The organism is Massilia sp. CCM 8734, from assembly GCF_011682155.1.
Classification (GTDB): domain Bacteria; phylum Pseudomonadota; class Gammaproteobacteria; order Burkholderiales; family Burkholderiaceae_D; genus Telluria_A; species Telluria_A rubra.
In genome coordinates, this window is sequence record NZ_WHJI01000003.1 from 61028 (window position 1) to 86708 (window position 25681).

The following is a 25681-nucleotide window of genomic DNA, read 5'->3' on the forward strand; positions in this document are numbered from 1 at the left end:
CCGGCGCGACGCGTCTAGAATCGAACTCCTCCGTAGTATTTTTCAACGAGGCGGTGACGGTCATGGCTACTTTACCCAGTGCATCTTTAGCGTGGCTGGCGGCCACGCTCACCCTTTCCTGCGGCGCCGCGATGGCGCAGCCGCGCTTCCCGGACGACCTGGCCCGCTTCGGCATCGCCGACAGCGCCTGGCTGACCGAGCCGCCGCGCTATTACACCGGCGCGGCGGCCCGCATCACGAAGCCGGCCGCAGTCGGACTCGGACGCGACCTGCGCCTGTCCTCCAGCGCCTGGTGGGGCATGGCTAACGGCAACGACAGCAACTATGCGGTGGGCGGCCTGACGGTCATGCTGGGGCACGACGGGGCCTCCGCCGCGCCGCTGGAAATGGCCCGCCTGCTGGCACGGGAGGCCCTGGACACGCCCTTGCCGCCGTTCGCTGCCAGCTCCTTGTCCTCGTCCCCGACCCCGACCTGCGTGCTGCCGTGGCTGCAATGCGCCGCGTTCGGCAGCCTGGAAGCGCGCATGCGCGAGCAACATGCCTTCCTGAACGGCCGCCATGCCGGCGACGACGCCATGGCGGGCCGGCGCAATTTTGTACGCGCCCTGAGCGCCGGCATGCGCTTCAATTTCCCTTACACGCGCACCGGGCAGCACGGCCCCTGGTTCCTGCAACTGCGCGTGTCGCGCCGTTCGTCGGAGTTCAAAAGCACGCTGCCGAGGCCACGCCGCGCGGGCGTGTCGTTGACCATGGGCACCGAGTTCTGATCTATACTTACTGGCATTACTCCACAGGAAAGCGATCATGCGCAGGTTCTCGATTGTACTGACGCCCTTGCTGCTGACCGGCTGTATCAAGGGCTCGGCCACCTACTACATTACCGAGAGCAGCAACGACCACGTCATCACCGTGCGTGCCGAGCAGGAATACTTCTGGAAGAAGCAGATGACACTCACGCTGGTGACCTCGCACATGCCGGAATGCCAGCGCGCGTTTCCGATGGAAAGCGTGCCGCTCGACGAGGTGTCGGTCGAACTGTTCGCGAACGGCGACGACGTGTATTCGGTGCGCTCGAGCGGCGAGTTGATCCAGATCGATACGCTCACCTGCACCCAGCTGGCCGAGCCGAAGCCGACTGCGCTGGGGCAGCCGGTCGGCACCTTTTTCATCGATGAAAAAACAGTGACGTTCGAAAAGGCAGCCGCAGCGGCGCCCGCAGCTGCCGCGGGTGCTGAACCGGCGCCAGGCTAACGGCGTCCCAGTACCTTGTGAAGGGCCGCGACGGTGGCCGGGCGGCCGGCCTGCTCCAGCGCGACTTCCAGCAACATCGGTTCACCGGGCCGTCGCGCCGTCCACTGGGTAAAATATTCATGCACCGTGCGCCAGGGCGGGAAGCCCTCCGGCACGCCGCGCCAGGCGCTGCCAGTTTCCAGCAAGTACAACACTGCGCAAAACACATCGTACAAGTCGTGCTTGCGCGGACGCGTCTTGCGGCGCGCCGCTTCCAGCATGCCGCGTACCGCTTCAAACTCTTCGCGCGAAACGTCGCTCGCGAACTCGGGTCGTGCCATCGTCTTTAACCTCAAATATCATTTGAGGGTCTGATCTGGAACAGGTTCCCTAAATTTATTCCTTGACGTGCGCCGACAAGGACTTTTTTACAATTTCGACTTGCTCGCTGGCACCATTCCAGCCGATCAGCTTGCTCAACATGCGTTTGAGCTGGGCGCCGTTGCGGCCACAGTTGGCGTCGAGCATGCCTTCCAGCTCGGGCAGCAGCGCGGCGGCGACGGCGCCGATGCGGCCCGCGTCGGCCGCTGTGGCCTCGAGCAGCGCCAGCAGGAAGGTGGCGCCCCATTGCAGGCGCGTGGCCGGGCCGCTGGACTGTTCCCACGCGCGTTGGTACCAGTCGAGCATGGCTACAGTGTCGCCGCGTTTTTTGGCGACACTCGCCAGGTTGTGCATGAAGTAGAACGGCGCCAGCGAGCAGGCCACGGCCGCCAGCAGCAGGCCCTCGGCCTCGTCCGGCAGGCCGGCATCGACCAGCAGGCCGGCTGCGGTGTTGAGGATCTGATGGCGCCGCACGTGGTCATTGGCGGTGGCCAGGGCCATGCCGATACGCACGTTGAGCGATGCCGCGTCCAGCCCGGCAACAGGGCTGCCGAGGCGCGCCATGCGCACCCGTACGCGCAAGGCGGACAGTTGATCGTCCGGGCTCAGGGCGTCGGATGATTCCAGCTGCTCCAGCGCGTCCGACCATGCCGCCGTCAATGCCAGGCGCGGCGCCGACTGCGGCGCGGTCAAGCCGCGCACCAGGTCGACCGCGTAGCCGGTCACCAGGTCGACCTGCGCCAGCACCGCTTGCGGGTCGGCCAGCGTGCCCAGCAGCATGGCGCTGGCCTGGTGCTGGTCCGGCGCGGCCTTGGCCGAGACCGCCGCGTGCAGCGCGTGCCATGCCAGGCGCAGTGCCGATGCGGGCTCGTCGCAAGCCGCGCGCAAGATGGCCAAGGTGGCGGCCAGGTTGCGGCCGGCCAGCAACTGGTCTTCGTCGGTATCCCAGGAATACCACGCCAGCAGGTGCCATTCGTCGGCCGACAGCGCGCGCTGGCCCGACAGGGCGGCCTGCAGCGATTCCGACGCGGTCAACGGCGCCGCCAGCGCCAGTTGCAGCAGGTGAAGGAAGCGCGGCCCTGTCAGTTCGCATGGCAGGCGCGTGATTTCCGTGCCGTCGGGGCGGTACAGCACCAGGGTCGGATAGCTACGCAGTTGCAGACGATCGGCGGCGCGCTGCGCGCCGGCAGCATCGCCATCAATATGCAGGGGGACGAACGTAGTCCCCAGCGAGGCAAAGCCGGGCTGCGACAACACCGACGCCTTTAGCCGGTTGCAGGGCGGACACCACATGGCTCCCCAATACAGGAACACCGGCCTGGCCGAGGCGCGCGCCTGGGCAAAAGCGGCGTCGGCATCGTGATGCCAGCCGATGACGGTGGTTGTCTGCGCGTTAGCGTCGTTCGCCATATTCCGGTTCCGGGAGTGTTGAAAATGGCGAAAGTATATCGAAAACAGGGGCATGCCATCGGGCTTGCCCGGTGCTACACTCGACGCCTTTCCAGCCTCCGAGTTTCGCCATGCAAGCACGCATCAGGATCGCCGTCATCGCGCTGGGCGCCACCGTGCTGGTGCTGGGCAGCGCCGTGGGCATCGTGGCGGCGCGCTTCGACCCGAACGCCTACAAGAGCGCCATCGTCGAGCGGGTACACGAAAAGACCCGGCGCACGCTGACCATCGGCGGCGATATCCGGCTGGCGCTGTATCCGCGCCTGGGTGTGAGCCTGGGCAAGGCGAGCCTGTCGGAACTGGGTGGCAAGGGCGAATTCGCCGCACTCGACAGCGTGCGCCTGTCGTTCGCGCTGATGCCCCTGCTGCTGCGCCAGGAAGTCGTGGTCGACCGCATCGAACTGCGCGGCATGCGCGCCACCCTGGTGCGCCAGACCGATGGCAGCATGAATATCGACGACCTGACCGCCGCGCGCGTCAAACATCCCGGCCAGCAGGCGGGCGCGGCCGGCAATGCCGGCGCCGGCCCGGCCAAGGTCCGCTTCGCGGTCGACAGCATCCGGGTCGACAACGCCCACCTGCGCTTCGACGACCGCAAGGCCGGGCGCGTGTTCGACATCGCGCGCCTGAACATCGATTCCGGGCCGATCGCGCACGGGGTGCCGAGCCGGGTTGCGCTGTCGGCCAATATCGGCGTCGACAAGCCGGCGCTCAATACCGTGCTCATTTTCGAAAGCGGCTTTTCGCTCGACCGCGACACGCGCCGGGTGGCGATGACCGAGCTCGACGCCAATCTCGACCTGTCCAGCCGGGCCGGTATCGAGTCGCGCGCCAAATTGAAAGGCAGCATCGAGATCGACTTCGGCAAGGAAGCGATCGCCGCCGCGCTCAAAGGCAAGATCGACGACAGCAGCGTGAGCGGCAAAGGCGCGCTGCGCGGCGGCCTGCTGCAGCTCGACATCGATATCGACCGGGTCGACCTGGCGCGCTACCGCGCGCGCACGGGTACGGGGGAGGCGGCGCCGGCGACCGGGCCGGCTAGCGCGTCGGCTGTCGATACAGCAGGCGCCAGCGCGCCGGACCAGCCCATCGACCTGTCGGCGCTGGCCCGGCTGCGCGCCAGCGGCACCTTGCAAGTGGGCGAGCTGACCGTGGGCGGCCTGCGCGCCGCGAACGTGCATGCGGTGTTGCTGGCCGACGCAGGCAAGACCACCATCAAGCCGCTCTCGGCCACGCTGTACGGCGGCAACGGCAACGGCGCGCTGAGCATCGATTTCACGCACGACGCCGACACGCCGCGCATGACGCTGGTGCAAGACTTGCGCGGCATCTCCCTCGGTCCCCTGTTGCTTGACGCCACCGGCAAGACGCCACTGAGCGGCCGTGGCGACGTCCAGCTCGACCTGAACACGCGCGGCGCCAGCACCACGGCCCTGCGCGAGGCGCTCGCAGGCACGGCGGCGCTGCGCCTGCGCGACGGCGTCATCGCCGGCATCGACCTGGGCCGGCTGGTGCGCGACGCCAAGGCGGCCGCCGGCGTGGGCAGCGATGCGGAATCGACCGGCTTTGGCGAACTGAGCGCAAGTTTCCGGATCGAGCGCGGCGTTGCCCGCAATACCGATTTGACGGCGAGCACGGCGCTGCTGCGGATTAGCGGCGAAGGCCAGCTCGACCTCGCGCACGCCACCATCGATGCCCGCTTGCGTTGCACGGTGATACCAGGCCTGACCGGCCAGGAGGGTCCCGCCATCGGCACCCTGGGCGGGCTGACGGTACCGGTCGCGCTCAGCGGCCCGCTGGCGCAGATGACGTGGCAGGTCGATGTGGCCGCGCTCGGCAACGAAGCGGCGCAAAAGACAGGCGCCAGCATCCCGACTGGCGGCAAGGAAAAACTGAAAGACCGCGTCAAGGATGCGCTCGGCGGGCTGTTTCCCCGTTGAACGTGGCGGGTACGCCACAGCGCCCAGTTTGTTGAGCAAACCTGTGCCCTAGAGGTCGCCTTTGGGCTAGCGTCGGAGATAGCAAACCCCTTGCAAACTCATGGGAGGATCTATGTTCGGCAGCACAGTCCTTGAAGTGGCGGTTGGCCTGACCTTTTGCTACGCGACAGTGGCATTGATTGTCAGCACGGTGCAAGAAGCGCTGGCGTCGGCGCTGAAACTGCGCGCACGCGGGCTGCTCGAAGGCATCAAGAGCATGCTCAACGATCCGGATTTCACCGCCCTGGCGCGCACCCTGTACGCGCACGCGCTGGTCAATCCGCACGGCAACCCGGCCCAGCCGGGGCAGGAACACATCGGCGCCAAGCCGTCCTACATCAAGCCCGAGCATTTCGCGATCGCCCTGATCGACGCGGTGCAGTCGATTCCGGGCGACTACGACCAGCTCGGGCGCGACATCGACGCTCTCCCGGACCCGCAAATCAAGCGTGCGCTGCAGAGCATCTACCAGCGCGCCGGGGGCGACATGGCACGTTTCCAGGCCTCGGTGGAAAGCTGGTTCGATAGCGCGATGGAACGCGTGTCGGGCGTCTACAAACGGCGTTCGATGATGATCAGCGTGTTGCTGTCGCTGCTGCTGGCGGCGCTGTTCAACATCGACAGCATCCACCTGTTCCGCACGCTGTGGGCCCACCCCTCGCTGGCGGCCCAGATCGGCGCGGCCCCGGCCACGCTGAACCCGCAGGCGCTGCAGATGCTGTGGGCCTTGCCGATTGGCTGGGAACAATTTCCGCCGGTCCTGAACCGACAGTTCGCGCTCAGTGTCGCCGGCTGGGCGCTGACCGCCTCGACGGCCTTGTTCGGCGCCCCGTTCTGGTTCGACCTGATGAAGCGCACGGTCCAGATACGCGGCACCGGGCCGAAGCCATAGGGCCGGCGCCAGGGCCGCTGTCAGCCGCGCTGCCTGGACGTGTCAGGCCGGGCGGTGGGCGTCGACCAGGATGGTGGAAACGGAAAAATGCGGCACGCGTTCGGGCCATTCGTCATGCGGCCCGAACCAGCGCGCTTCGATGATTTCGCTCGGGTCGACCCGGATCTCGCCGTCGAGATAATCGGCGGTGAAGGCAATCATCAGGGAATGCGGAAACGGCCACGACTGGCTGGAAAAATATTGCAGGTTGTGGACCCGCAAGCCGACTTCTTCGAACACCTCGCGGTGCACCGCTTCTTCCACCGATTCCCCCGCTTCAAGGAAACCGGCCAGCGGCGTGAAGCGCTTGGCGGCCGATGCTGTGTGCAATGCCAGCAAGACATGGTCGCCCTTGCGGATCAGCACCATCATCGCCGGCGAAATGCGCGGATACGCCATCATCCCACAGGCGCTGCACACATAGCAGCGCTCGCCCGCTTTGAGCTGCATCGGCTGGGCGCAGGCGCCGCAGAATCGATGCGTGCGCGCCCATTCGGCAATCTGGCTGGCACGGCCCGCCACACTGAGCACGTCTTCATCGAGCGCGCCGAACAGCGAGCGCATGCTGCGCCAGGCGTAACCCGGCAAGGCCAACTCCTCATTGCCGCACCAGAAGGTCTGGCAATAACGCTCTCCCAACAGGCCAACCGGATGGGGTGCGCCCGCCAGATTCAGCCGCACCAGCTCGTCTGCGGAAGGCATGGCCAGATCCGCCTCGCGCAGCAACAAGCGGCTGCCGTGGAACACAAACGTGAGCGGGTCAGGATGGGATTGCGCCGTAATGAGCGGCGTAAAAGATGAGGGCATTTGCAGCATGCGGCCAACCTTGGATGTTGTGGACTGCAGGCAGCATACCGCATTTTCAAAGCACAGATTGCGCGGCCATGGTGATGTCACCCGCACCGGACACGATCGGCATCAAGCCGCTGCGCGCCGCGCTGAACGCGAACGCGCGCGCTGTGTCCTATCCCTGGTACGACCGGCGCCGCGCGACGGCGGCACAGACACTCCCATGAATGACGCCAAGCCATGACATCTTCCTGGTTACACCAGCACGACAGCAACAGCGTAGTCATTTTCCGCGCGCTCCAGCTTGGCGATATGCTGTGCGCGGTGCCGGCCCTGCGCGCCTTGCGCGCGGCCATGCCACGAGCGCGCATCAGCCTGGTCGGCCTGTCCTGGGCGGACCAGTTCGCCAACCGGTTCAGGCGCTATATCGACGAGTTCATCGCCTTTCCCGGCCACGAAGCGTTTCCCGAACAAGCGGCCAGGCTTGACCAGCTGGATGACTTTTACGCGGGCATGCGCGCGCGCCGCTTCGACCTGGCGCTGCAGATGCACGGCAATGGCCAGTACAGCAACGCCGTGGTGCGGGCCTTCGGCGCGCGCGCGATGGCGGGCTTCGGAGCGGTTGCGGGCGGCGAGGATGAATGCCTGATTCGTTTTCCGGAAACCGGGGCGGAACCGCTACGGCTATTGGAACTGACCACCGGGCTCGGTGCGCCGGCCTGCGGTCAGCAGCTCGAATTTCCGATCACCGAGGCGGACGAGCGGGAGCTCGAAGCGAGCGGCGTCACGCGCGCCCTGGCGTCGGGCAGCTACGTGTGCATTCATCCCGGCGCGCGCTCGGCCGACAAGTGCTGGCCGGCCGCACGATTTGCGGCAGTGGCGGACCAGCTTGCGATCGGGCCGGGGCTCACCACGGTGCTGACCGGCTCGCCCGCCGAGGCGCCGCTGACGGCCGCTGTGGGGCGCCTGATGCGGCGCGCACCGGTCGATGCGGCCGGGCCGCTGTCGATCGGCGCCATGGCGGCCTTGATGAGCCGTGCGCGCCTGCTGATTTGTAACGATACGGGCGTGTCTCATATTGCGGCCGGACTCGGGCTGCGCAGCGTGGTTATCTTCAGCAAGGCCGATATCCGCCGCTGGGCGCCGCTCAACCAGCAATTGCACCGTTGTCTGTGGGACCCGTTCGGCGAGCAGGCCCAAACCGTGATCGATCAGGCAAGGGCCTTGCTGATGCTGCGGTAAGCGCAGGCGGACGGGGTTGCATCCGCAGGAGTGCGATGGTGTGCCCGTCAGCTTCGGCTGTGGGCGCCAAGGGGTCCGAGGGGTCCATGGTTCCCCGTCACCACCTGGCCGTTCGCGCCGCCCCGTCGTTCCCGCGCCAATCCACGCTGCCTCCTTCACGCAGCAACCCTAGCGCCAGCGCATTGACCTCCTCCTGCGCCACGTCGTCGACAAAGCTGGCGTCGTGCGCACAGCGCCGCTGGATGTTCTCTGCGCCGCAGACCGCACAATGCACCCGCAGCGACACCGCCGCGCGATGGCCCTCCTGCCTGAGCGGCCCGGATTCGATCAGGTTGGTCAGCCAGTAAATGCCGACGGCGGGCGTGCCGATCGCCAGCGCCAGGTGCAGCGGGCCGGTATCGTTCGATACCACCAGCGCACTGCGCGCCAGTATTCCGCACAGCGCACCGAGCGAGGCCTTGCCACTCAGATCGATCGGCGGATGACGCATCGCCGCCACGAGCTCGCGCACCAGCGCCACCTCCTGCGCGTTGCCGTTGACCGCCACCAGCGCGCCCTCCCGCGCCAGCAGATCGCCAAGCGCCGCGAAACGCCGCACCGGCCAGCGCCGTTGCGGGTCGGTCGCGCCCGGCTGCAGCAGGACCAGCGGCCGCTCGCTCCCACGTGGCAGCAGGCGCGCCGCCTGCGCCAGGTCGTCTTCGGTGACGTGCAACTCGCGCCGCATCGGCCACGCCGCCGCACCGGCCAGGGCCGCCACTTCCAGCAATTGCAAACGCCGGTTGACCAATCCTTCGTGGCGGACGTTGCGGTCGAGCGGCTCGGCGTCGGCGCTGCACATGCCCACGGCGAGGCGCGCGCCAAGACGGCGGACGAAGGGATTGGCATGGCGTCCGCCACCGAACAACTGCACGGCCAGATCGATTCTTGCGGCGCGCAGCGTTTCCACGAAAACGTCGACGGCGCGCGGGTCGGCCTCTCCCTGCATGCCCATGCCGGCGGTCGGCGGCATGATCGCCACCGCATCGACCGGGCCCGGCCGCCCTTGCAAGAACGCCGCATGCCACGCAAGGCCGATGTACAACACGTGCGCCGCCGGATAACACTGCCTGAGCGCATGCAAGGCCGGCAGGCAGAACACAAAATCGCCCAGCGCGTTCGGACGCAGCACGGCAATGGTGCGCACGTCGGCCAGCGGGGCGCGCTCCGCGCCGGTCATGGCAGCACCCTGGGCGCATCGACCCGGCGCGACACCACCGTGGTCGGCAATTCCATATGATAGGCGCCCGATGGAATGATGCCGCAGCCGCCAGAGCGCGCCATCACGCGCAGTTGTGCCAGCACATCTTCGCCGCAGTGGTCCGGCGGCAGCGCGGTCCAGAAATCGAAGCCGCCCGCCGCGCGCAGTTTTTCCGTATCAAACAAAACGCAGCCGCCGATCCATGCGACCCGGTACGCGCGCGTGGCGTCGCGCCCGATGCCCAGCCGCCGCTGCACATGGAACAGGTTGGCCGCACTGTGCAGGTGATGCCGCTCCCACGCGCCGCCGCCCGGCGCAATTGTTTCCGGCTCCACCTGCCCGTCCCAGAAGTCGATGGCTTGCTGATGCGGCCGGAAGTCGTGCGCGTGGCTGAGCCCGTGCAAGGCGCTGCCGACGAAGCCGCAACGCTGTTGCCGCATGGTGCGCGCCATGCGTTCGATCAGGTCGCTTTCGATGATGACGTCGTCGTCGAGAAACAGGCAGTAAGGCGCCGTTACTTGCGCCAGCAAAAAAGCGCGCTGCTCGGCCATGCCGCGCCGTGGCAGGTGGCGCAGCAGGTCGACGCGCAGCCCTTGCGCCGCCAGGTAGCGCAGCACGGCGCGCACTTCGCCGCTGGCGGCGGCGCCCTCGCCATCGGACTGGTCGGAGACGACGATGCGCAAGTGGCGCTGCGTTTGCGACGCCAGCGCCGTCAGCGTCACCGCCAGCGCCGCCGCGCGGTTGCAGGTCGGTACCAGCACTTCGATGGCGTCGTCGCTCATGGCGCCGCCCCGCTGCCCTGCCGCGCGGGCGCCGCACCGTACAGCCAGGGATTGAGCGCGGGATCGTTGTACATCTTGAACTGGCGGTAGACCTTGAAGAAAGCAAGCCCGCCGGCGGCTTCGGCCAGCAGGCGATCAAGGCAGCAAGCCAGGTCGTGCCGCTGCGCCACCAGCCGCTGCAACTTGGCCGTGCAGGCAGCCACATGCTCCGCGCCCGCTTCGCTGCGCCGCGTCTGCGCGTGCATATGAAAAATTTTGAGCGCAAGGATGGACAGCCGGTCGATCATGGCGCCCGCCGTCTCGCTGCTCAGGCGCGCGCCGGCGTGAAGCGCGATGCCGCCCAACTGCGCCAGCAAGGCTTCGTCGATGAATTCGACTGCATCGTTGCGCAACTGGTTGTGCTGGTCGATCAGGCGCTTGCTGGCGGCAATGGCGGCGCTGCCGGCATCGGTGCGGCGGGCGCGGTCTTCTTCATCCCACAGCAGGCGGTTGTGACGGTGGTTGGACTCGATCCAGCGCCACAAGCGCGTGTTCGCCAGCACCGGCAAGCGGGCGTCGGCCAGCCTGGCGTCGTGCCACTGCACCAACGATACGGCGTCGACATGCTTGAGCATCGCAAACTCCTTGGGGAAAACACCCGGATGCCAGCGCAACCGTGTACAGCTTGGAGTGGTGCGGCGTGCGCGAAGTTCCGCGCGCCGGTTTAAGCGTCGTCAATGTCTCCTTTCAATGCCTGGCGCACGCCCATCCGTCCGCCTTGCTATGCCGGTTGCGCGATCGCGTGGCGCGACAGCGAGCGCTCCAGTTCGGCCATGCCGGCCGGCAGGTCGAGGCTGGCGCCGCCGGCCTGCATGCTCGAACCGAAGGCGTGCAGGGTGCGGAACAGGTTGTGCGCGCGGCTTTGCTCGCCCATCTGGCCGATCCGCAAGATGTTCAGGCCGAAAGCGCCGGAAATTTCGACCTTGTGCACGCGCGACATATGCGCGCGCACCACATCCGACGAGACGTGATCGGGCGTGACGATGCCGATCACCGAATTGAGGCGGTGCTGCTTGGGCACCAGCAAGTCCAGCCCGAGCGCTTCGATGCCGGCCTGCAGCGCTTCCGAGCATTGCTGGTGGCGCGCGAAACGGCGCGGCAAGGTTTCGGCGCACACCAGGCGCAGCGCTTCGTGCAGCGCCAGGATGCCGGACACGGGCGCGGTGTAGTGATACGACTTCTGGTTCCAGAACTGGTCGGCCAGCTGCGCGTCGAGGCACCAGTGAAACGGCTGGTGGGTGCGCGTGGCAATCTTTTTGGCCCAGGCATGTTCCGAAAACGCCAGCAGGGACACGCCCGGAATCGAGGACAGCCCTTTCTGCCCGCCGGTAATGACGGCGTCGACTTGCCAGGCATCCATGTCGAGCGCCATGGTGCTGAGCGTGCAGACGGCATCGACGATCACCAGGCAGCCGTGCTCGTGCGCCATGCGGGCGATGCTGCCCAGGCTGTGGTTGCAGACCGTGTTCGAGGTCTCGCCCTGCACCAGGGTGATGGCCGCGTAGTCGCCCTGGGCCAGTGCGCGCTGCACCAGCTCGACGCTGGCGCTTTCGTTGTTGTCGATGTGCAGCAAGGTCGGCTCGCCGCGCACGCGGCTGACCATCTCGGCCATGCGCTTGCTGAAGTAGCCGTTGCAGATGCATAACACCTTGTCGCCCGGATGGACCAGGTTGGCGATCGCCATTTCCATCGCCGCCGAGCCCGGCCCGCCGACGCCCATCACATGCGAGGAACGGGTCTGGAACACGTAGCGCCCCATCTCCTTCACCTGCGCGATGACCTGGTTCATGGTGTCGCCCAGGTGGTTGATGACGATCGAATTGGCGGCCGCCACGGCCGGCGGAATCGGCACCGGACCGGCGCCCATCATCAATAAGGGTTCATCCGGCAGGATGTGTTCGAGCGGGACGATGTCGGGAACGCGGATTGCCTCAAGCATTGAATGACTCCTCATAAGGATGTGTTAGGGATCATTCATCATAGCTTGCAATCGATTAACAAGTTTCCGATGAGGATTTTTGGCGCTGGCGGCGGGCGCTCCCCGTCTGTTTTATGCAAACGGGATCATTTTTTCTTCTCCAGCATGATTCAGATCAATATCATGTCGAATATGCGTCAATACAACCATTAAATGTGTCTTTTGGCATAGCACTGCGGATTTCCCATTACCTTTGCGCATATTTAATCGGAATCAGCACAATAAACAGGCAGAGGATTATGACAGGGGGATGACAATTATGGTCTTTTTGCCATAACAATTAATGTTCAATTAATTAATCAGGGAGCCTCGCCAGCGCTACGACTTGCTCCCCGTGCGGCTTCCCGCCGATGCGCAAATTTTCAACATCCCAATTGGCGCAACAACAACAGCGTGAAATAGAAGTGAAAACCAAAGTCGTTTAAATTCAAATACTTATATCACTTTCTTATGCGACACAAATTACCGCCAGTAATGACCTTGCAATATTGATTGACACTCCGATGGTAAATCGTTTTTAATCGCCCCGACGAAATAACAATATTTCGTAAAAATGCCGGATCCGGCATTAACACCGCGTTTCCGGCATGCGCAAACCGCTTGCCGCTTTCATTGATCCGTCCTGCGAGTGATGAATACGATGTCCATAATCGAATCTGTCGATGTGAAGTGCCTAGCCCGGCAATTGACGTTAGCACCATGTGACGCCCCTCCGCTTGCAACCCCGCTTGCCGCGCCGCAAGCGGGGTTGCAAGCGGGGTCGCGCGCAGGAGGGTGCCGATGAGCGCCGCCCTGCCCACCTTTGCCGACCTGGCCGCGCGCGTGGCCGGCGGCGTGATGAGCCGGCCGCGCATCGCCATCATCGGCGCCGGCAGCAGCGGCATGGCGGCCGCCGCCGAGATGCTGCAACGCGGCCTGGACCCGGTGCTGTTCGAAGCGCGTTCCGAGCCGGGCGGGATATGGGGCAAGGATCCGCTGTCGGCGCTGTATCCGGACCTGGTCCAGAGCGCCGCCGCGCAACTGCCGCTGTCCCATCCGGGCGCCGCCAGCTGGGCCGCGTACACCGAACAATGCCTCGACACCATCAAGCGCCAGGGCCTGGCTTCGCGCATCTTCACCTCGACCAAGGTGCTGTGCGCGACGCCCTCGCTGTATGACGGCGGGGCCGACCTGCTGATCGCCAGCGCCGACCAGGCCGCCGCGCCGCTGCTGCGCCACTTCGAACACGTGGTGTATGCGGGCGGGCTGTACCACACACCGCAGTTGCCCCTCATCGCCGGCGGCGCCAACTTTGCCGGGCGCATCATCCATTCGTCCGATGTGCGCGACCTCAGCCGCTTCGTCGGCCAGCGCGTACTCATCATCGGCCTGGGCAATACTGCGATGGCGTGCGCCGCCAGGCTGTTTCCGGTGGCGCAGCAACTGGTGCTGTCGGGCCGCAGTCCCACCTGGCTGGTGCCGCGCCTGCTCCACGGCAGCCCGATCGACGTCGCCATGCGCGCGCTGAAGGAAACCTTCCGTCACAGTTATCAGGCGCGGCTGTGGGACGCCTGCCGCGAGCACGGCGCGATCGGCCATGCGGTCGATCCGTCCAGTCACGAGATCGACGTCGGGCGCCAGCGCATCACCGTCAGCGACAGCATGCTCGGACCGGTGCGCAGCGGCATGGTGCCCTTGCGCCCGGCGCTGGCGCAGGTGGACCAGCACACGGTCTATTTCGTCGACGGCAGCAGTTGCGAGGCCGACGTGATCGTGTGCTGCACCGGCTACCGGAGCCAGGAGATCCTGGCCGAAGGCAGCGAGCAACCACAGCAGCTGGTCGGCAACGTGCTGCACGCGCGCTACCCCGGCCTGTGGTTCACCGGCGCGCCGGCGCTGTGGGGCAGCCCGGCCCCGATCGCCAAAAAACAGGGCCGCCTGATCGCCCATGCCATCGCCATGGGCTGGCGCCGCGACGAACTGGCCCAGGCCGTGCGTCCCTACGTCAACTACGACAAGGCGGCCGCGCGCCTGCCGTTCGGCTTCGAAGTCGCCGACTTCAGCGGCTACGCGCACATGGTCGACCAGGCCAGCGCCGGCCCCGGCGGCGAGCCCGCGCCGCTGGCCGGCGACCCGGTCGACTACGCAGGATAGTTCTTGCGGGCGGCCGCCGCGCATCGGCCAGGGATGCGCGGCGCGGCAGGCAGTGGCCGCTGCGCACGCAATGGTGAAATCAAGGCATTTTTGCCGTGAGTGAAGTTACAATTCCGCCTTGTCAAATGATCGCCAGCACGGTCATGCAAGCTGGCCGGCACGCGCTGTCATCGCCCGGCCACACTCCCGGAAAAATCCTATGCCTGCACAGTATGTCAACACGCTTCGCTATTGGTTCGATGTCGAAGCACTCATGTATCCGGATATTCCCAAGGCAGGCAAGCGGCCTGCGTTTTTCAAGCGCTACGACGAGCCGCTGCCGTGGCTGCCCGCGCCGCATGGCAGCCTGGCCGCCGACGCCGTGCACGGCCAGCACAAGTATTTCGTCTGGTTCGGCCTGGTCGAAAAAAGCGTGCTGGAAGCCGAACTGGCCGAGATGTTCCCGCTCGAGTCGAACCCGGACACATTCAGCGGTAACCACCTGCGCCCGGCCAGGGGCAACACCTTTCTTTGCGCGATAGAAATCGGCTCGGATGGCCGGCCCGACGTCGACACCTTGCAGTTGGGCGCGTTCGCGCTCGCCTTTGCGGAAAAGAAAAACAAGGCCCCGATCGGCTTCAGCACCACCCTGTTCGGCCTGCAAAACAAGCTGCACGAACTGGCCATGGGCAACCACGGCGTCGCCGACGCCGACTGGTTCGCCCAGGTCAGCGACTACCTCTTCACCGAGCTGGACTGGAAACCGCGCACCCTGCTCGCACGCGCGCAACTGTGCGCGCACCAAGTCGCGCTGATCGACCGGCGCGGCAAGAAATTCTCGCGCGAACCGGAGATGGACCCGATCAACTCCTTCTACCTCGACGACCTCGAGCGCCTGCGCCAGGACGCCGAGAGCGGCCCCGGCTCGGCCCAGATCCAGGCTTACCTCGACGGCCACCAGCGCAACGGCGCCCGGCGCGACGGCGCCCGGCGCGACATCACGCGCCCGGGCCCGGTCAACGCCGCGCTCGACCCGCGCCGCTTTCCGGCCGGACGCTGGCCGAGTCCCTTTCCACTGTTCCTGATGCAACAGGTGGCCGTCAACATCGGCCTGGAAACCCTGGCCGAGGGCGGCATTTTTTCGGTCAACGGCCCGCCCGGCACTGGCAAGACCACCCTGCTGATGGACGTGATCGCCGCCCGCGTGGTCGAGCGCGCCAGGATTTTGGCGGAGTTCACCCATCCGGAAGCGGCGTTTTCGCGCAGCCAGCACCAGATCGCCTATCCGGCCAACAGCAATGGCGTCACGCTCAAGGGCAATAGCTACCACCTCGACGAACGCCTGCTCGACAGTGGCATCGTGGTTGCCAGCGCCAACAACAAGGCGGTCGAAAACATCACGCTCGACCTGCCCAGCATCAAGAAGGTCGCCCCGCAGCCGCTGCTGATGAACGGCGAACCGTTCGACTACTTTGCCGCCAGCGCCGAATCGATCCTCAACGAAGAAAAGAAAAAATTGCCGGGCGAGGCGGGCGAGGCCGACAGCGAGGAACCAGCGCAAGACGACGCTGAAGAACACGGCAAAATCCGCTGCTGGGGCTTGATTTCGGTCCCGCTCGGCAAAAAAGCCAACCGCAACCTGGTCGCCAACCGCCTGGGCTTTTTCAAGGAACTGGGACTGGCCAAGCAACTGGCCGGCGCCGGCGCCTCGCTCAACTGGGAAGCGGCGCGCGCGCACTTCAACAGCGCCGTGGCCAGGGTCGAAGCGATGCAGGCGGCGATCCTCGCGTACGACAGCGCGCTGCCGGAACGCAAGGCGGCCGAATCCCTGTGCGCCGCCGCCGATGCCGCCGCCGACCTCGCCGGCCGGCGCAACGCGCAAGCGAGCGCGGCGCTGACAGCGCTCGACACCCAATCGGCCGACAACGCCGCCGCCCTCGCCGTCAACCTGCGCGAGCGCGAACTGCACGCGGCCGAATGGCCGGCCTGGCGCCAGTTGCTGGCGCGCTTTTTCGGCAAGGCGCGCTACGCCGGCTTCGTGGCGCGCCAGCAAGCGCTGTCGGACGAATACGCGCACCTGCGCGGCGAACGCGCGCGCCTGGCGCTGGCGCGCCTTGAAGCGAGCAGCAGCGCCAGCACCTGCGCCGCCGACTGGGAATCGGCCCGGCGCGATGCCGACACCCGCGCGCAAGCGCTGCACACGGTGGCCGAACGGGTCGACGCGCTCGCGGCCGGTCTGGGCGAGGCCGCGTTCGATCCGGCCGCGTTCGCCGCGCTGCCGGTCGAGCAACAACAGAAGTCCCTCCCGCGCAGCAACGCCGACTACCATGCCGCGCGGGCCGACGTGTTCATCGCCGCGATGCACCTGCACAAAGCGTTCCTCAAGCATGCCGGCAAACCGTTCGAGACCAACTTCCGCCTGGCCTTGTCCATGCTGGCGCAGGAAAGCCACATCAAGGCGCACCTGCCGGCCATGGCGCGCCACCTGTGGGCCAGCTTCTTCCTGGCGGTGCCGGTGGTATCGAGCACCTTCGCGTCGGTGTCGCGCTGCTTTGCCGACCTGGGCGAAGGCGAGATCGGCCTGCTGCTGGTGGACGAAGCCGGGCAGGCGGTGCCATCGCACGCGCTGGGCGCCATCTGGCGTGCCAAGCGCGCGCTGATCGTGGGCGACCCGCTGCAGGTCGAACCGGTGATCACGATGGACAAGCAGCTCGACTACGGCATCCTGTCGTACCACGGAGCGCCGCCGGAGCACCAGTTGACAGCCTACTCGGCGCAGCACCTGGCCGACCGCGGCAACCGCTTCGGCGCCAACGTCGTGCAGTACGACGGCAGCGACCTGTGGGTCGGTGCGCCGCTGCGCGTGCACCGGCGCTGCGCCGACCCGATGTTTTCGCTGTCGAACCGGATTGCCTACAATGCCAAGATGGTCTACGGCCCGGCGCGCGCCGAAGAAGAACAGGCCACGGCCAGCCGGCCGCTGCTCGGACCGTCGTGCTGGCACGATGTCGGCGCGGGCGAATTCGACGAGCACTACAACGGGCGCGAAGGCGCGCTCGCGGCCGATATCGTGGTGCGCTACGCCAGCGAAGGCTGGGTTGGCAAGGCGCACGGCTTGCCCGAGCTGTTCCTGATTACCCCGTTCAAGTCGGTGGCGCAAGGGCTGACCGCCTTGTTGAAAGCGCGCGTGGACGAATGGGCCGGCGAGGCGGGCGACGACGCTGTCGGCGCATGGCTGCAAGGGCACGTCGGCACGGTGCACACCTTCCAGGGCAAGGAAAGCGAAACGGTAGTGTTGGTCCTGGGCGGCAAGAGCGACGGCGCGCGTCAATGGGCGGCGGGGCGGCCGAACATCATCAACGTCGCCGCCACGCGCGCCAAGCGGCGCCTGTACGTGATCGGCAACCGCCAGCAATGGTCGCGTACGCCGTTCGGCAGCCAACTCGCCGACGCCCTCCCCCAACCGGGGTCAGAGCTTTAACTTGCAACTTTTTGCTGCCTGACAGGTACCGGAGCTTGGTTTTAAGCCCATTTTCACTGAAACTGGCGCGTTTAGCGAGGTATGACCGTTCTTGTAGGCCGCTTTCGTTTCGGGTGAACTTTTGTTTCCAATTAAAGCTCTGACCCCGGTTGTAGGGGGATGCCGATCGGCGTGTCGGGGTATTCGTAATGGGTGGTTTGGAATCTGCGAGCCCGGCGCCAGTTTATCTGACCGGGACTCTGGGTAACACTGATGCCTCTCTCATCACTGTTCCAGGGGTTTCATGAAAACGCTACTGATCATCGATATGCAAAACGCGTGGCTTAACAATCCGGCCTGCCCGTGCCACGACACCGACGGCGTGGTCGAGCGCATCAATCACGCTGCCAAACACATCCGTGCGCAGGGCGGCAAGGTAATCTTCGTCCAGCATGTGAATGCGGATGCCCCGCTCGGCTCGGCCGCGTGGCAAGTGATCCCGGCCCTGCAACAGGCCGCCACCGACGGCACCGTGCAAAAGCTGGCCGCCGATGCGTTCGCCGCGACCGACCTGGCGGACCAGCTCGCAGCCAGTGCGACCTCCACCTTGTATATCAGCGGCTTCGCCTCCGAGTTCTGCATCGATACCGCCGTGCGCGCGGCAGCCTCGCGCCCCCTGCAAGTGGTGGCCCTGGCGGACGCGCACACCACCGCCGACCGTCCGCACCTGGCCGCGCCGGCCATCATCGCCCATCACAACTGGGTGTGGGCAGGCTTGCCGGTCACCGCCGGCAGCACCCTGGTCGTGCGCACGACGGCCGAGGCCTTCCCCGGCTGACACGCCCGCCGCCGCGCGCGTCACAGACGCGGCAGCCACAGGATCATCGCCGCCGCAGCCACGCCGGCCGCTGTCGCCACGCTCAGCACCAGCATGGCGGCGGCCATCGCGATGCGCGCCGCCTTCCGCCCGCTCGCCTGCGCCCGCGCATACAGCTCCAGCAGCGCCAGCGGCAGCAGGTATTGGGTAAACGACAGGAAGCTCAGGAACGGCCCCTGGAAGGTCTCGGGATCGAATCCGGCCGGCCCCCGGTTGGCGACGATCCATGCCATCAGGCCGATCCGGAAGAACCACACACCACTGACCGCCAGGAACAGGCGCAGCGCCCAGCGCCGGTGCTGCGCGATGCGGCCGGCGCGCGCATGGTGCACGGCCAGCGCCGCGCACAGCACGATCAGCACGGCATTGCCGCTGATGCCCAGGTGCTGCGCCAGGCCGCCTGCCGCGCCGCGAAACCACACCATGTACAGGCCGATCAGGCTGGACCCCACCGCCAGCAGCACGTAGACGCGCCCGTTCCAGCGGTGGAACGACGGCGCCAGTCGCCGCAGCGCCGGCAGCAGTTGCAGCGCGCCGCCGATGGTGATCAGCACCATCACGAGGACATGCACGCCAATGGCGGCATTGCCGGCCGTGTCGCCGGCGACATACCCGCGCGGCATGACCTTGTTCCATTGCGCCAGCTCGCCACGCACCAGCGCGCCGCCGTAGAAAACGGCGACGTACCAGGCAAACAGCAGTTGCCCGGCCACAGCTACGCCGAACCACAGGCGCGCCGACCACGCCAGCGCGCCGGCGCCGGTAGCGCGCCGCGCGGGTGCGCCCGATTCAGCCGGCGCGGTGCGCGGCTGGCCGGCGGCAGTGTGCAAGATCATGGGATGCTCCTTGTGGTGTGATGGTCTGTACCCGCACAGTAGAAGCAGGCGGCGGCGCTGGCGAGCATGCGCGGCGAATGGCGCGACGGGCGGCGGTTTTCCGGGCTTGAACGACGCGCGCCGAACGGTTATTGTGACGGGATGACCACGCCGCCGCTCCTCTCCCCGCCCGCGCGCCATCCGGCCCTGCCGACCCTGCGCCAGTCGCTGGTGGCGCTGCTCATCACGCTGCAGCTGTCGTGGGTGCTGTCGGCCTTGTCGTCCGGCCCTTTCCTGTCGGTGCTGCTGCGCATCGGGTTCATCGGCGCGCTCTTGCTGCTCACTTACACGGCGGGCGGCGCCTTGGGTTGGCGTCCGCTGCCGCGGCTGCTGGCGGTGGTACTCGTGGCGCCAGTGGCCACGCTGGCGATTTTCGTGCTGACCGAGCACATTCCGGCCCGGCGCGAGCTGGTGCTCGGCTACATCATGCTGGCCATCCTGTCGGTCGTGGTCGGCACGCTGGTGACGCTGGCGGCGCTGCGGGTCGAACGCAGGGCCAAGGAGCGCGCCGCGCGCCTGCGCGAAGAGCGCGAGCGCGACACGCTCGAACGCGAACTGACGGCCGCGCGCCTGCGCTTGCTGCAGGCACAGATCGAGCCGCACTTCCTGTTCAATACGCTGGCCAATATCGCCGCGCTGGTCGAGGCCAAGTCGGACAATGCCGGCCCGGTGCTGCGCCACCTGATCGCCTACCTCAAGGCCGCCATGCCGCGCCTGAACGATGCCGACGCCACGCTCGACACCGAACTGCAGCTGGTGCGCGCCTACCTGGAGCTGATGCACATGCGCATGCCCGACCGCTTGCGCTTCAGCGTGCGGGTGGCGCCGGAACTGAACAGCCTGCCGTTTCCGGCGATGGCCCTGCTGACCCTGGTTGAAAACGCGGTGCGCCACGGTATCGATCCGAGCCTGGAGGGCGGGCGCATCGAGGTCGGCGGCAAGGCCGACGCCAGCGGGCGCGTCAGCCTGTGGGTGGGCGACAGCGGACAGGGCATGTCGGAATCGGCCCAGCCGGGCACGGGACTGGCCAATGTGCGTACGCGCCTGCAAGCGTTCTACGGTCCCGGCGCGCGCCTCGACCTGCATGAAGAAACGCCGCACGGCGTGCACGTCGAACTCACTTTTACGCCACGGAGCGCTACATGAGCCACTTGAGCCGCTTGAGCCACCCCACCGCCCTGATCGCCGACGACGAACCGCTGCTGCGCGAGCACCTGCGCGCGCAACTGGCGCGGCTGTGGCCGCAACTGGAGATCGTGGCCGACGCCCGCAACGGCGCCGAGGCGGTCGAGCTGTTCGACCAGCATGCGCCGGCGATCGTGTTTTTGGATGTGCATATGCCGGGGCTGAACGGGATCGAGGCGGCGCGCGCGCTGGCGCGGCGCGCGCAGATCGTGTTCGTGACCGCCTACGAGCAGTACGCGGTGCAGGCCTTCGAGCAAGGCGCGATCGATTACCTGGTCAAGCCGGTCGATGCGGCGCGCCTGGCCGACACGGTGCGGCGCTTGCAGGCGCGGCTGGAAACGGCGCCCGCCGCCGGGCCGGCCTTCGACGCCGTGCTCGAGCGCATGGCCAGCGAGCTGCGCCAGCGCGCCGGGCCGCGCAACTGGCTGCAGTGGATCAAGGCCTCGGTCGGCAGCCGCGTGCGCTTGATTCCGGTGGAGCAGGTGGCCTTCATGCGCGCGGAGGGCAAGTACACCTCGGTCGTGTGGATGGACGGCGAGGCGCTGATACGCAAGAGTATCCGCGAACTGGGCGATGAACTCGATCCGGAACGTTTCGTGCAGATCCACCGTTCGGCGATCGTCAATCTGCATTACGTGAGCGAAGTGGTGCGCGGGGTGAACGAGACGGCCGAAGTGCACCTGCGCGGACGGACCGAGGTGCTGCCGGTCAGCCGCAGCTACCTGCATCATTTCCGGCAGATGTAGCGCGGCCCGGTGGCGCTGGCGGCTCTTGAGCTAGGTAACCCGCACGCCGATGGCCTCCAAGGCCAGCTTGATGTCAGTCATTTCCGCATCCGGCAGCGCCAATTCGATCCGTTGATTTTGCAATATGTCGTCGACAAGGCGTTTTGCCGAGGCGAGCGAATAGCCGAATTGCGCTCGTAGCAAATAGTTCAGGGCAATCTTATTAAAGCCCGGGTTCCACCCTTCCAGGACGATTTTTCCCATGAGCGTCATGCCGGCGGCTGGCAAAAGCGGATGCGGTTGCCGAAAGGATCGCCGACCTGCATCACTCTGCCCCACGGCAAATCGTCCACGCCCGGGCGCGCATACGGGTAATTCTTCGCCGTCAGTTCCCGGTGCAGCGCGTCGATGTCATCGACGTGGACGAAGATGGTCGAGCCCGGCGTGGCGTCGCCGTGGTGCTCGCTCAGGTGGATGACCAGCTCGCCGCGTTTGACTTCCATGTACAAGGGCATGCCCTCCTCGAAACGGTGCTCCCACTCGCAGCGGAAGCCGAGGAAATCCAGATAATGCTCGCGCGCTTTTTGCTCGGAAAAGATGCGCAGGATGGGAATGGGCGGGGAAAGATGCATGCGTCGCTCCTGATGGGTTTGATCTTCCCAGACTGCGCCATGTGGTGCGCCTTGTCAACGCAGCAGCGCTTCGAGTTCGTCCAGCGCCTTGGGCACGCCGGCGCTCATCACTTCCCGGCCCGCCGGCAGCACCGCCACATCATCCTCGATGCGGATGCCGATGTGCCAGTACTGCTCCGGCACGCCCGGCCCCGGCCGGATGTACGGGCCCGGTTCGACGGTGAGCGTCATGCCGGGCTGCAGGATGCGCCAGGCGTCGCCGCCCGGCTCGCGGTAGCTGCCGACGTCATGCACGTCCATGCCGAGCCAGTGGCTGGTTTTGCACATGAAAAACTGGCGCCAGGCGCCGCTGCCGATGACGTCGTCCAGCGCGCCGACGCGGTCGGCCTGCAACAGTCCGGTATCGAGCATGCCCTGGGCCAGGATGCGCACCGCCGCCTCGTGCGGCGCCATGACATCGGCGCCGGGACGCACGGCGGCGATGGCGGCCAGTTGCGCATCCAGCACGATCTGGTAGATCCGCCTTTGCGCCGGCGAAAACCGCCCGCTGACGGGGAAGGTGCGCGTGATGTCGGCCGCGTAACTGCCCAGCTCGCAACCGGCATCGATGAGCAGCAGCTCGCCATCCCGCAACACGGTGCGGCCGGGATTGTGGTGCAGCACGCAGGCATTCGCGCCCGCCGCCACGATCGACGGGTAGGCCGGCGCGGCCGCCCCCTGGCGGTGGAATTCATACAGCAGCTCGGCCTCGACCTGGTACTCGGCCAGACCCGCGCGGGCCATGCGCATGGCGCGCAGGTGGGCGTCGGCCGAGACGGCGGCGGCGCGCCGCATGAGGTCGAGTTCGCCGTCATCCTTGATCAGCCGCATCTCGTCAAGCAGCATGTGGACGTCATGGATGCGCGCCGGCGCGCGCACGCCCGCGCGCCGGCGCGCGCACGCCCGCGCGCCCGGCCTGGCGCACGCCGCGCAGCCATCCGTGCAGGCGCTCGTCGAAAGCGGCATTGCGGCCCATGCCGGCGAACAGGGCCGGGACGTTGGCCAGCAGGGCCGGCATTTGCTCGTCGAGCGCGGCGATCGGAAACGCCTGGTCGAAGCCGAAATGCGCGCAGGCTTGCTGCGGGCTATGGCGCACGCCATGCCAGATTGCGTGCGCCGGGTCCTGGTCGCGGCAAAACAAGATGGCACGCGACTGCGCCCCGGCGACCAGCACGATCATCGCTTCCGGTTCGGTCACGCCGGACAGGTAATGGATATAGCTGTCGTGCCGGAACGGATACTCGACATCGTTGTTGCGCATGACTTCGGGCGCGGTGGGAATGACGGCCACGCCGCCGCCGTGTTGGCGCATCTGCGCGATCAGCTGCGCGCGCCGGGTGCGGTAGGGATGCATCATGCCCTCTTCACGGCAGGGAATAACTGCCATTCCAGGTTGACGCCGAGCGTGGCGCAGGCGATCAGCCCGAAGCCGGCCAGTTGCAGCGCGCCGAGCGCGTGGCCGTAGACCAGGTAATCGACCACCAGCGCGCAGGCCGGATACAGAAAGGTGAGCACGGCGATGGCGGCGGTCTGCATGCGCGGGGTGGCGCCGTACACCATCACGTAGGCGAGCGCGGTCGGGATCAGGCCCAGGCCGGCCAGCCAGCCCCACTGGGCGCCACCGATGCCGCCCTCCGGCATGCTGAAAAAACCGGCCGTCAGCACGGCGCCGGTGAGGCAGTGGGTCAGGGCGGTGAGCTGGGGCGGCATGCCGCGGATGGCGCGCGTGGTGAGCGTCACCCCGGCATAGGCGATGGCGGCGCCGAGCGTGAAGGCGATGCCGGTCAGGTAGGCGGAATCGAGCGTCATGCCGCTTTTCAGCCCGCATGCCAGCACCAGGCCGGCAAATCCCAGCGCGACCCAGCCGACATTGCTGGCCCCGACCCGTTCCTTGAGCAGCAGCGAACCAAAGATCAGCACCAGGAACGGCTGCACGTGGTACACGATGGTGGTCATGGAAATGCCGATGCGGGCGATGGCTTCGAAGAACATCACCCAGTTCAGGCACATCAGGACGCCGCTGCCGAGCGCCAGTCCGAGGTTGTTGAGCGAGGCATTCTTTTTCGTGAGCAAGCCTTTGCAAGCGCAGTACGCCAGCAGGATGGCGGCGCCGAAGGCGCAGCGAAAAAACACGGTGATCACCGGCGCCAGGGCGGCTTCGTGGAAGAAAATACCGAGCGTGCCAAGCATGATCATGGCGGCGGCGAACGATACGGCGGGATTGGACATGGATTCTCTCCTGTGCGTGGTTTCAGGCTATGATCGGACAGCGCCACGCATCAAACAAGCTGATTTATTTGATGAAATTCATTCGATAATCGAAACCATGACTTCCGACCTGAACCTGAACCAGCTGCGCACCTTCGTTGCCGCGTCCGACAACATGAGTTTCATCGGCGCGGCCGACGCCGTGCACCGTTCGCAGGCGGCGGTGAGCATGCAGATCATGAAGCTCGAAGAAACGGTCGGCCAGGCGCTCTTTGCGCGCCACACGCGGCGCATTGAACTGACGGCGGCGGGCGAGCGCCTGCTGCCGTACGCGCGCCAGATGCTGGCGCTCGAGGCGCAGGCGCTGGCCGCGCTGCGCACCCAGGAAGTGGTCGGACGCGTGGTGCTGGGCGCGCCGGACGATTACGTGGCGTCCCTGCTGCCGCCGGTGCTGGAGCGCTTCACCAAGCTGTTCGCCAATGTCGAGATCGAGCTGGTGTGCCTGCAAAGCACGCTGCTCAAGCCGCTGCTGCAAAAGGGGCAGATCGACCTGGCGCTGGTGACCCGCGCCGACGACCTGGAAGGGACCCTGATCCGGCGTGAAGAGATGGTCTGGGTCGGCTCGCAACGGCATGCGGTGTGGAAAAAATCGCCGCTGCCGGTGGCGCTGTTCGACAAGGGCTGCATGGCGCGCGAGCACACCCTGGCCGCGCTGGAAAAAAGTGGCAGGCCGTATGGGGCAACTTACAGCAGCCCGAGCCTCTTGGGCATCGTGGCGATGGTCGATGCGGGCCTGGCGGTGGCCGCGCTGGCCGAGTGCAGCGTCCCCCCGCACCTGGCGCGCCTGGGCGACGCGGAAGGCTTGCCGCCGCTCGAGCCGCTCGAGGTGGTGCTGATCCGGGGCCGCGGCAGCAGTACCCCGGCGGTGGAGTGCCTGGCCGGCGAAATCATGGCGGCGTTACGGCCCTGGCGCGCGGTGGCGTGAGCTTGCCGCCGGCGCAAAAAAACCAGCCCCGCGAGGCTGGTTTTTTAGTGACGGCAGCGGGGGCCGCCGCCGCTGGGGCGCATCAGCGCCGCAACCAGGGGAATTTCCAGAGCAGGACCAGGGTAAATCCAGCCGCAGCCACCAGGCCCATTCCGGCCGCCATCAAAAGTGCGCCCCATACACTTTCGCTGCGATCGTGCGTATCGTATTCGGTCTTGAAAATGCCATTGTCCGGCTTGCCAGCGGCAAAGGCGACCTGCACCGGCTCGGACGCCATCTTTTCGGCTTGCTCAACCGTCTTGACCCAGTCCGTGTCGATCTTGTAGGTGGCGCCGTCAACCGCATAGGTGTAATTGACCTGGTAGCTGGTGCTGAGCTTCTTGGTTTTCTTGGTGATGCCTTCCGGCGTGGCCAGCACGAATACCGGCGCCTTCGCGATCGCGCTGTGGGTATCGATCTTCTTGATGTTCATCGAGACGAACGCGGCAAAGAACCCGACAAAGGTGACGAGTAAGGTAAGAAACGGTTTCTTCATGATGACTCACG

24 protein-coding genes and 1 pseudogene are annotated in these 25681 nt (G+C 66.5%); 11 read left to right on the forward strand and 14 right to left on the reverse strand.

Annotated elements, in window-relative coordinates:
- The first annotated feature begins 62 nt into the window (after positions 1-62).
- Both F2P46_RS04020 and F2P46_RS04025 read left to right on the forward strand, forming a co-directional pair.
- Complete coding sequence (locus tag F2P46_RS04020) at positions 63-767, forward strand: hypothetical protein (RefSeq protein ID WP_166885464.1); 705 nt, start codon at positions 63-65, stop codon at positions 765-767.
- A 37-nt stretch (positions 768-804) separates the two neighbouring features.
- Complete coding sequence (locus tag F2P46_RS04025) at positions 805-1251, forward strand: hypothetical protein (protein ID WP_166885466.1); 447 nt, start codon at positions 805-807, stop codon at positions 1249-1251.
- A 98-nt stretch (positions 1252-1349) separates the two neighbouring features.
- Here the strand turns inward: F2P46_RS04025 and F2P46_RS04030 are convergent.
- Positions 1350-1571, reverse strand: a pseudogene (locus tag F2P46_RS04030) (transposase); the annotation flags it as partial.
- A 55-nt stretch (positions 1572-1626) separates the two neighbouring features.
- Entirely contained in the window at positions 1627-3021 is a 1395-nt protein-coding gene (locus F2P46_RS04035; protein ID WP_166885470.1) for a thioredoxin family protein, read from the reverse strand.
- Between the two features lie 110 nt (positions 3022-3131).
- Here F2P46_RS04035 and F2P46_RS04040 point away from each other — a divergent pair, with 110 nt between their 5' ends.
- On the forward strand, positions 3132-5000 hold the full coding sequence (locus tag F2P46_RS04040; RefSeq protein WP_166885472.1) for an AsmA family protein: 1869 nt from the start codon (positions 3132-3134) through the stop codon (positions 4998-5000).
- Between the two features lie 112 nt (positions 5001-5112).
- Entirely contained in the window at positions 5113-5931 is an 819-nt protein-coding gene (locus F2P46_RS04045) for a hypothetical protein (protein ID WP_166885474.1), read from the forward strand.
- Positions 5932-5973: 42 nt separating this feature from the next.
- Here F2P46_RS04045 and nudC read toward each other — a convergent pair whose 3' ends face one another.
- The gene (nudC, locus tag F2P46_RS04050; protein ID WP_166885476.1) at positions 5974-6786 is read right to left on the reverse strand and encodes an NAD(+) diphosphatase; all 813 of its coding nucleotides are present in this window, start codon (positions 6784-6786) and stop codon (positions 5974-5976) included.
- Positions 6787-6999: 213 nt separating this feature from the next.
- Between nudC and F2P46_RS04055 the strand changes: the two genes are divergently transcribed.
- Positions 7000-8001, forward strand: a complete 1002-nt coding sequence (locus F2P46_RS04055) for a glycosyltransferase family 9 protein (protein ID WP_166885478.1) — start codon at positions 7000-7002, stop codon at positions 7999-8001.
- A gap of 97 nt (positions 8002-8098) precedes the next feature.
- On the opposite strand, the gene F2P46_RS04060 is transcribed toward F2P46_RS04055, so the two are convergent.
- From F2P46_RS04060 to F2P46_RS04075, 4 genes are all read right to left on the reverse strand, one after another.
- A complete protein-coding gene (locus tag F2P46_RS04060; RefSeq protein ID WP_166885480.1) occupies positions 8099-9217 on the reverse strand; it encodes a glycosyltransferase family 9 protein in 1119 nt (372 codons plus the stop codon).
- Positions 9214-10020, reverse strand: a complete 807-nt coding sequence (locus F2P46_RS37465) for a glycosyltransferase family 2 protein (protein WP_166885483.1) — start codon at positions 10018-10020, stop codon at positions 9214-9216. Before F2P46_RS37465 ends, F2P46_RS04060 begins: the two co-directional genes overlap by 4 nt.
- Positions 10017-10634, reverse strand: a complete 618-nt coding sequence (locus tag F2P46_RS37470; RefSeq protein ID WP_166885485.1) for a DUF4254 domain-containing protein — start codon at positions 10632-10634, stop codon at positions 10017-10019. Before F2P46_RS37470 ends, F2P46_RS37465 begins: the two co-directional genes overlap by 4 nt.
- A 146-nt stretch (positions 10635-10780) precedes the next feature.
- Complete coding sequence (locus F2P46_RS04075) at positions 10781-11998, reverse strand: alanine--glyoxylate aminotransferase family protein (protein WP_166885486.1); 1218 nt, start codon at positions 11996-11998, stop codon at positions 10781-10783.
- Between the two features lie 819 nt (positions 11999-12817).
- Here F2P46_RS04075 and F2P46_RS04080 point away from each other — a divergent pair.
- From F2P46_RS04080 to F2P46_RS04090, 3 genes are all read left to right on the forward strand, one after another.
- Positions 12818-14170, forward strand: coding sequence for an FAD-dependent oxidoreductase (locus F2P46_RS04080; protein WP_166885488.1), 1353 nt, complete (start codon positions 12818-12820; stop codon positions 14168-14170).
- Positions 14171-14369: 199 nt separating this feature from the next.
- Positions 14370-17630, forward strand: coding sequence for an AAA domain-containing protein (locus tag F2P46_RS04085; RefSeq protein ID WP_166885490.1), 3261 nt, complete (start codon positions 14370-14372; stop codon positions 17628-17630).
- A 283-nt stretch (positions 17631-17913) separates the two neighbouring features.
- Positions 17914-18447 carry an isochorismatase family protein gene (locus F2P46_RS04090; protein ID WP_166885492.1) on the forward strand — a complete coding sequence of 178 codons (534 nt, stop codon included), beginning with the start codon at positions 17914-17916 and terminating at the stop codon, positions 18445-18447.
- Positions 18448-18467: 20 nt separating this feature from the next.
- Here F2P46_RS04090 and F2P46_RS04095 read toward each other — a convergent pair whose 3' ends face one another.
- Positions 18468-19322 (reverse strand): DUF2306 domain-containing protein, encoded by an 855-nt coding sequence (locus F2P46_RS04095; RefSeq protein WP_166885494.1) that lies wholly within the window; start codon positions 19320-19322, stop codon positions 18468-18470.
- A gap of 141 nt (positions 19323-19463) precedes the next feature.
- Between F2P46_RS04095 and F2P46_RS04100 the strand changes: the two genes are divergently transcribed.
- Complete coding sequence (locus F2P46_RS04100) at positions 19464-20507, forward strand: sensor histidine kinase (protein ID WP_166885496.1); 1044 nt, start codon at positions 19464-19466, stop codon at positions 20505-20507.
- Positions 20504-21292: a LytTR family DNA-binding domain-containing protein gene (locus F2P46_RS04105; protein WP_166885498.1), complete on the forward strand. Its 789-nt coding sequence runs from the start codon at positions 20504-20506 to the stop codon at positions 21290-21292. The genes F2P46_RS04100 and F2P46_RS04105 overlap by 4 nt, the downstream gene beginning before the upstream one ends.
- A gap of 30 nt (positions 21293-21322) precedes the next feature.
- Here the strand turns inward: F2P46_RS04105 and F2P46_RS04110 are convergent, their stop codons facing one another.
- The 5 genes from F2P46_RS04110 to F2P46_RS04125 are packed head-to-tail and all read right to left on the reverse strand — an operon-like array spanning position 21323 to position 24171.
- Positions 21323-21535 carry a hypothetical protein gene (locus tag F2P46_RS04110; RefSeq protein WP_166885500.1) on the reverse strand — a complete coding sequence of 71 codons (213 nt, stop codon included), beginning with the start codon at positions 21533-21535 and terminating at the stop codon, positions 21323-21325.
- Positions 21536-21540: 5 nt separating this feature from the next.
- A complete protein-coding gene (locus F2P46_RS04115; protein WP_166885502.1) occupies positions 21541-21903 on the reverse strand; it encodes a glyoxalase superfamily protein in 363 nt (120 codons plus the stop codon).
- Between the two features lie 54 nt (positions 21904-21957).
- Entirely contained in the window at positions 21958-22908 is a 951-nt protein-coding gene (locus F2P46_RS04120; protein WP_306667667.1) for a M24B family metallopeptidase, read from the reverse strand.
- A complete protein-coding gene (locus F2P46_RS38525; protein WP_306667668.1) occupies positions 22796-23299 on the reverse strand; it encodes an aminopeptidase P N-terminal domain-containing protein in 504 nt (167 codons plus the stop codon). The genes F2P46_RS04120 and F2P46_RS38525 overlap by 113 nt, the downstream gene beginning before the upstream one ends.
- Positions 23296-24171 (reverse strand): DMT family transporter, encoded by an 876-nt coding sequence (locus F2P46_RS04125; RefSeq protein ID WP_166885504.1) that lies wholly within the window; start codon positions 24169-24171, stop codon positions 23296-23298. Before F2P46_RS04125 ends, F2P46_RS38525 begins: the two co-directional genes overlap by 4 nt.
- Before the next feature lie 97 nt (positions 24172-24268).
- On the opposite strand from F2P46_RS04125, the gene F2P46_RS04130 reads away from it, so the two are divergent.
- Positions 24269-25135: a LysR substrate-binding domain-containing protein gene (locus F2P46_RS04130; protein ID WP_166885506.1), complete on the forward strand. Its 867-nt coding sequence runs from the start codon at positions 24269-24271 to the stop codon at positions 25133-25135.
- An 82-nt stretch (positions 25136-25217) separates the two neighbouring features.
- Here F2P46_RS04130 and F2P46_RS04135 read toward each other — a convergent pair whose 3' ends face one another.
- Positions 25218-25670: a DUF3592 domain-containing protein gene (locus F2P46_RS04135; RefSeq protein ID WP_166885508.1), complete on the reverse strand. Its 453-nt coding sequence runs from the start codon at positions 25668-25670 to the stop codon at positions 25218-25220.
- Positions 25671-25681: the final 11 nt, after the last annotated feature.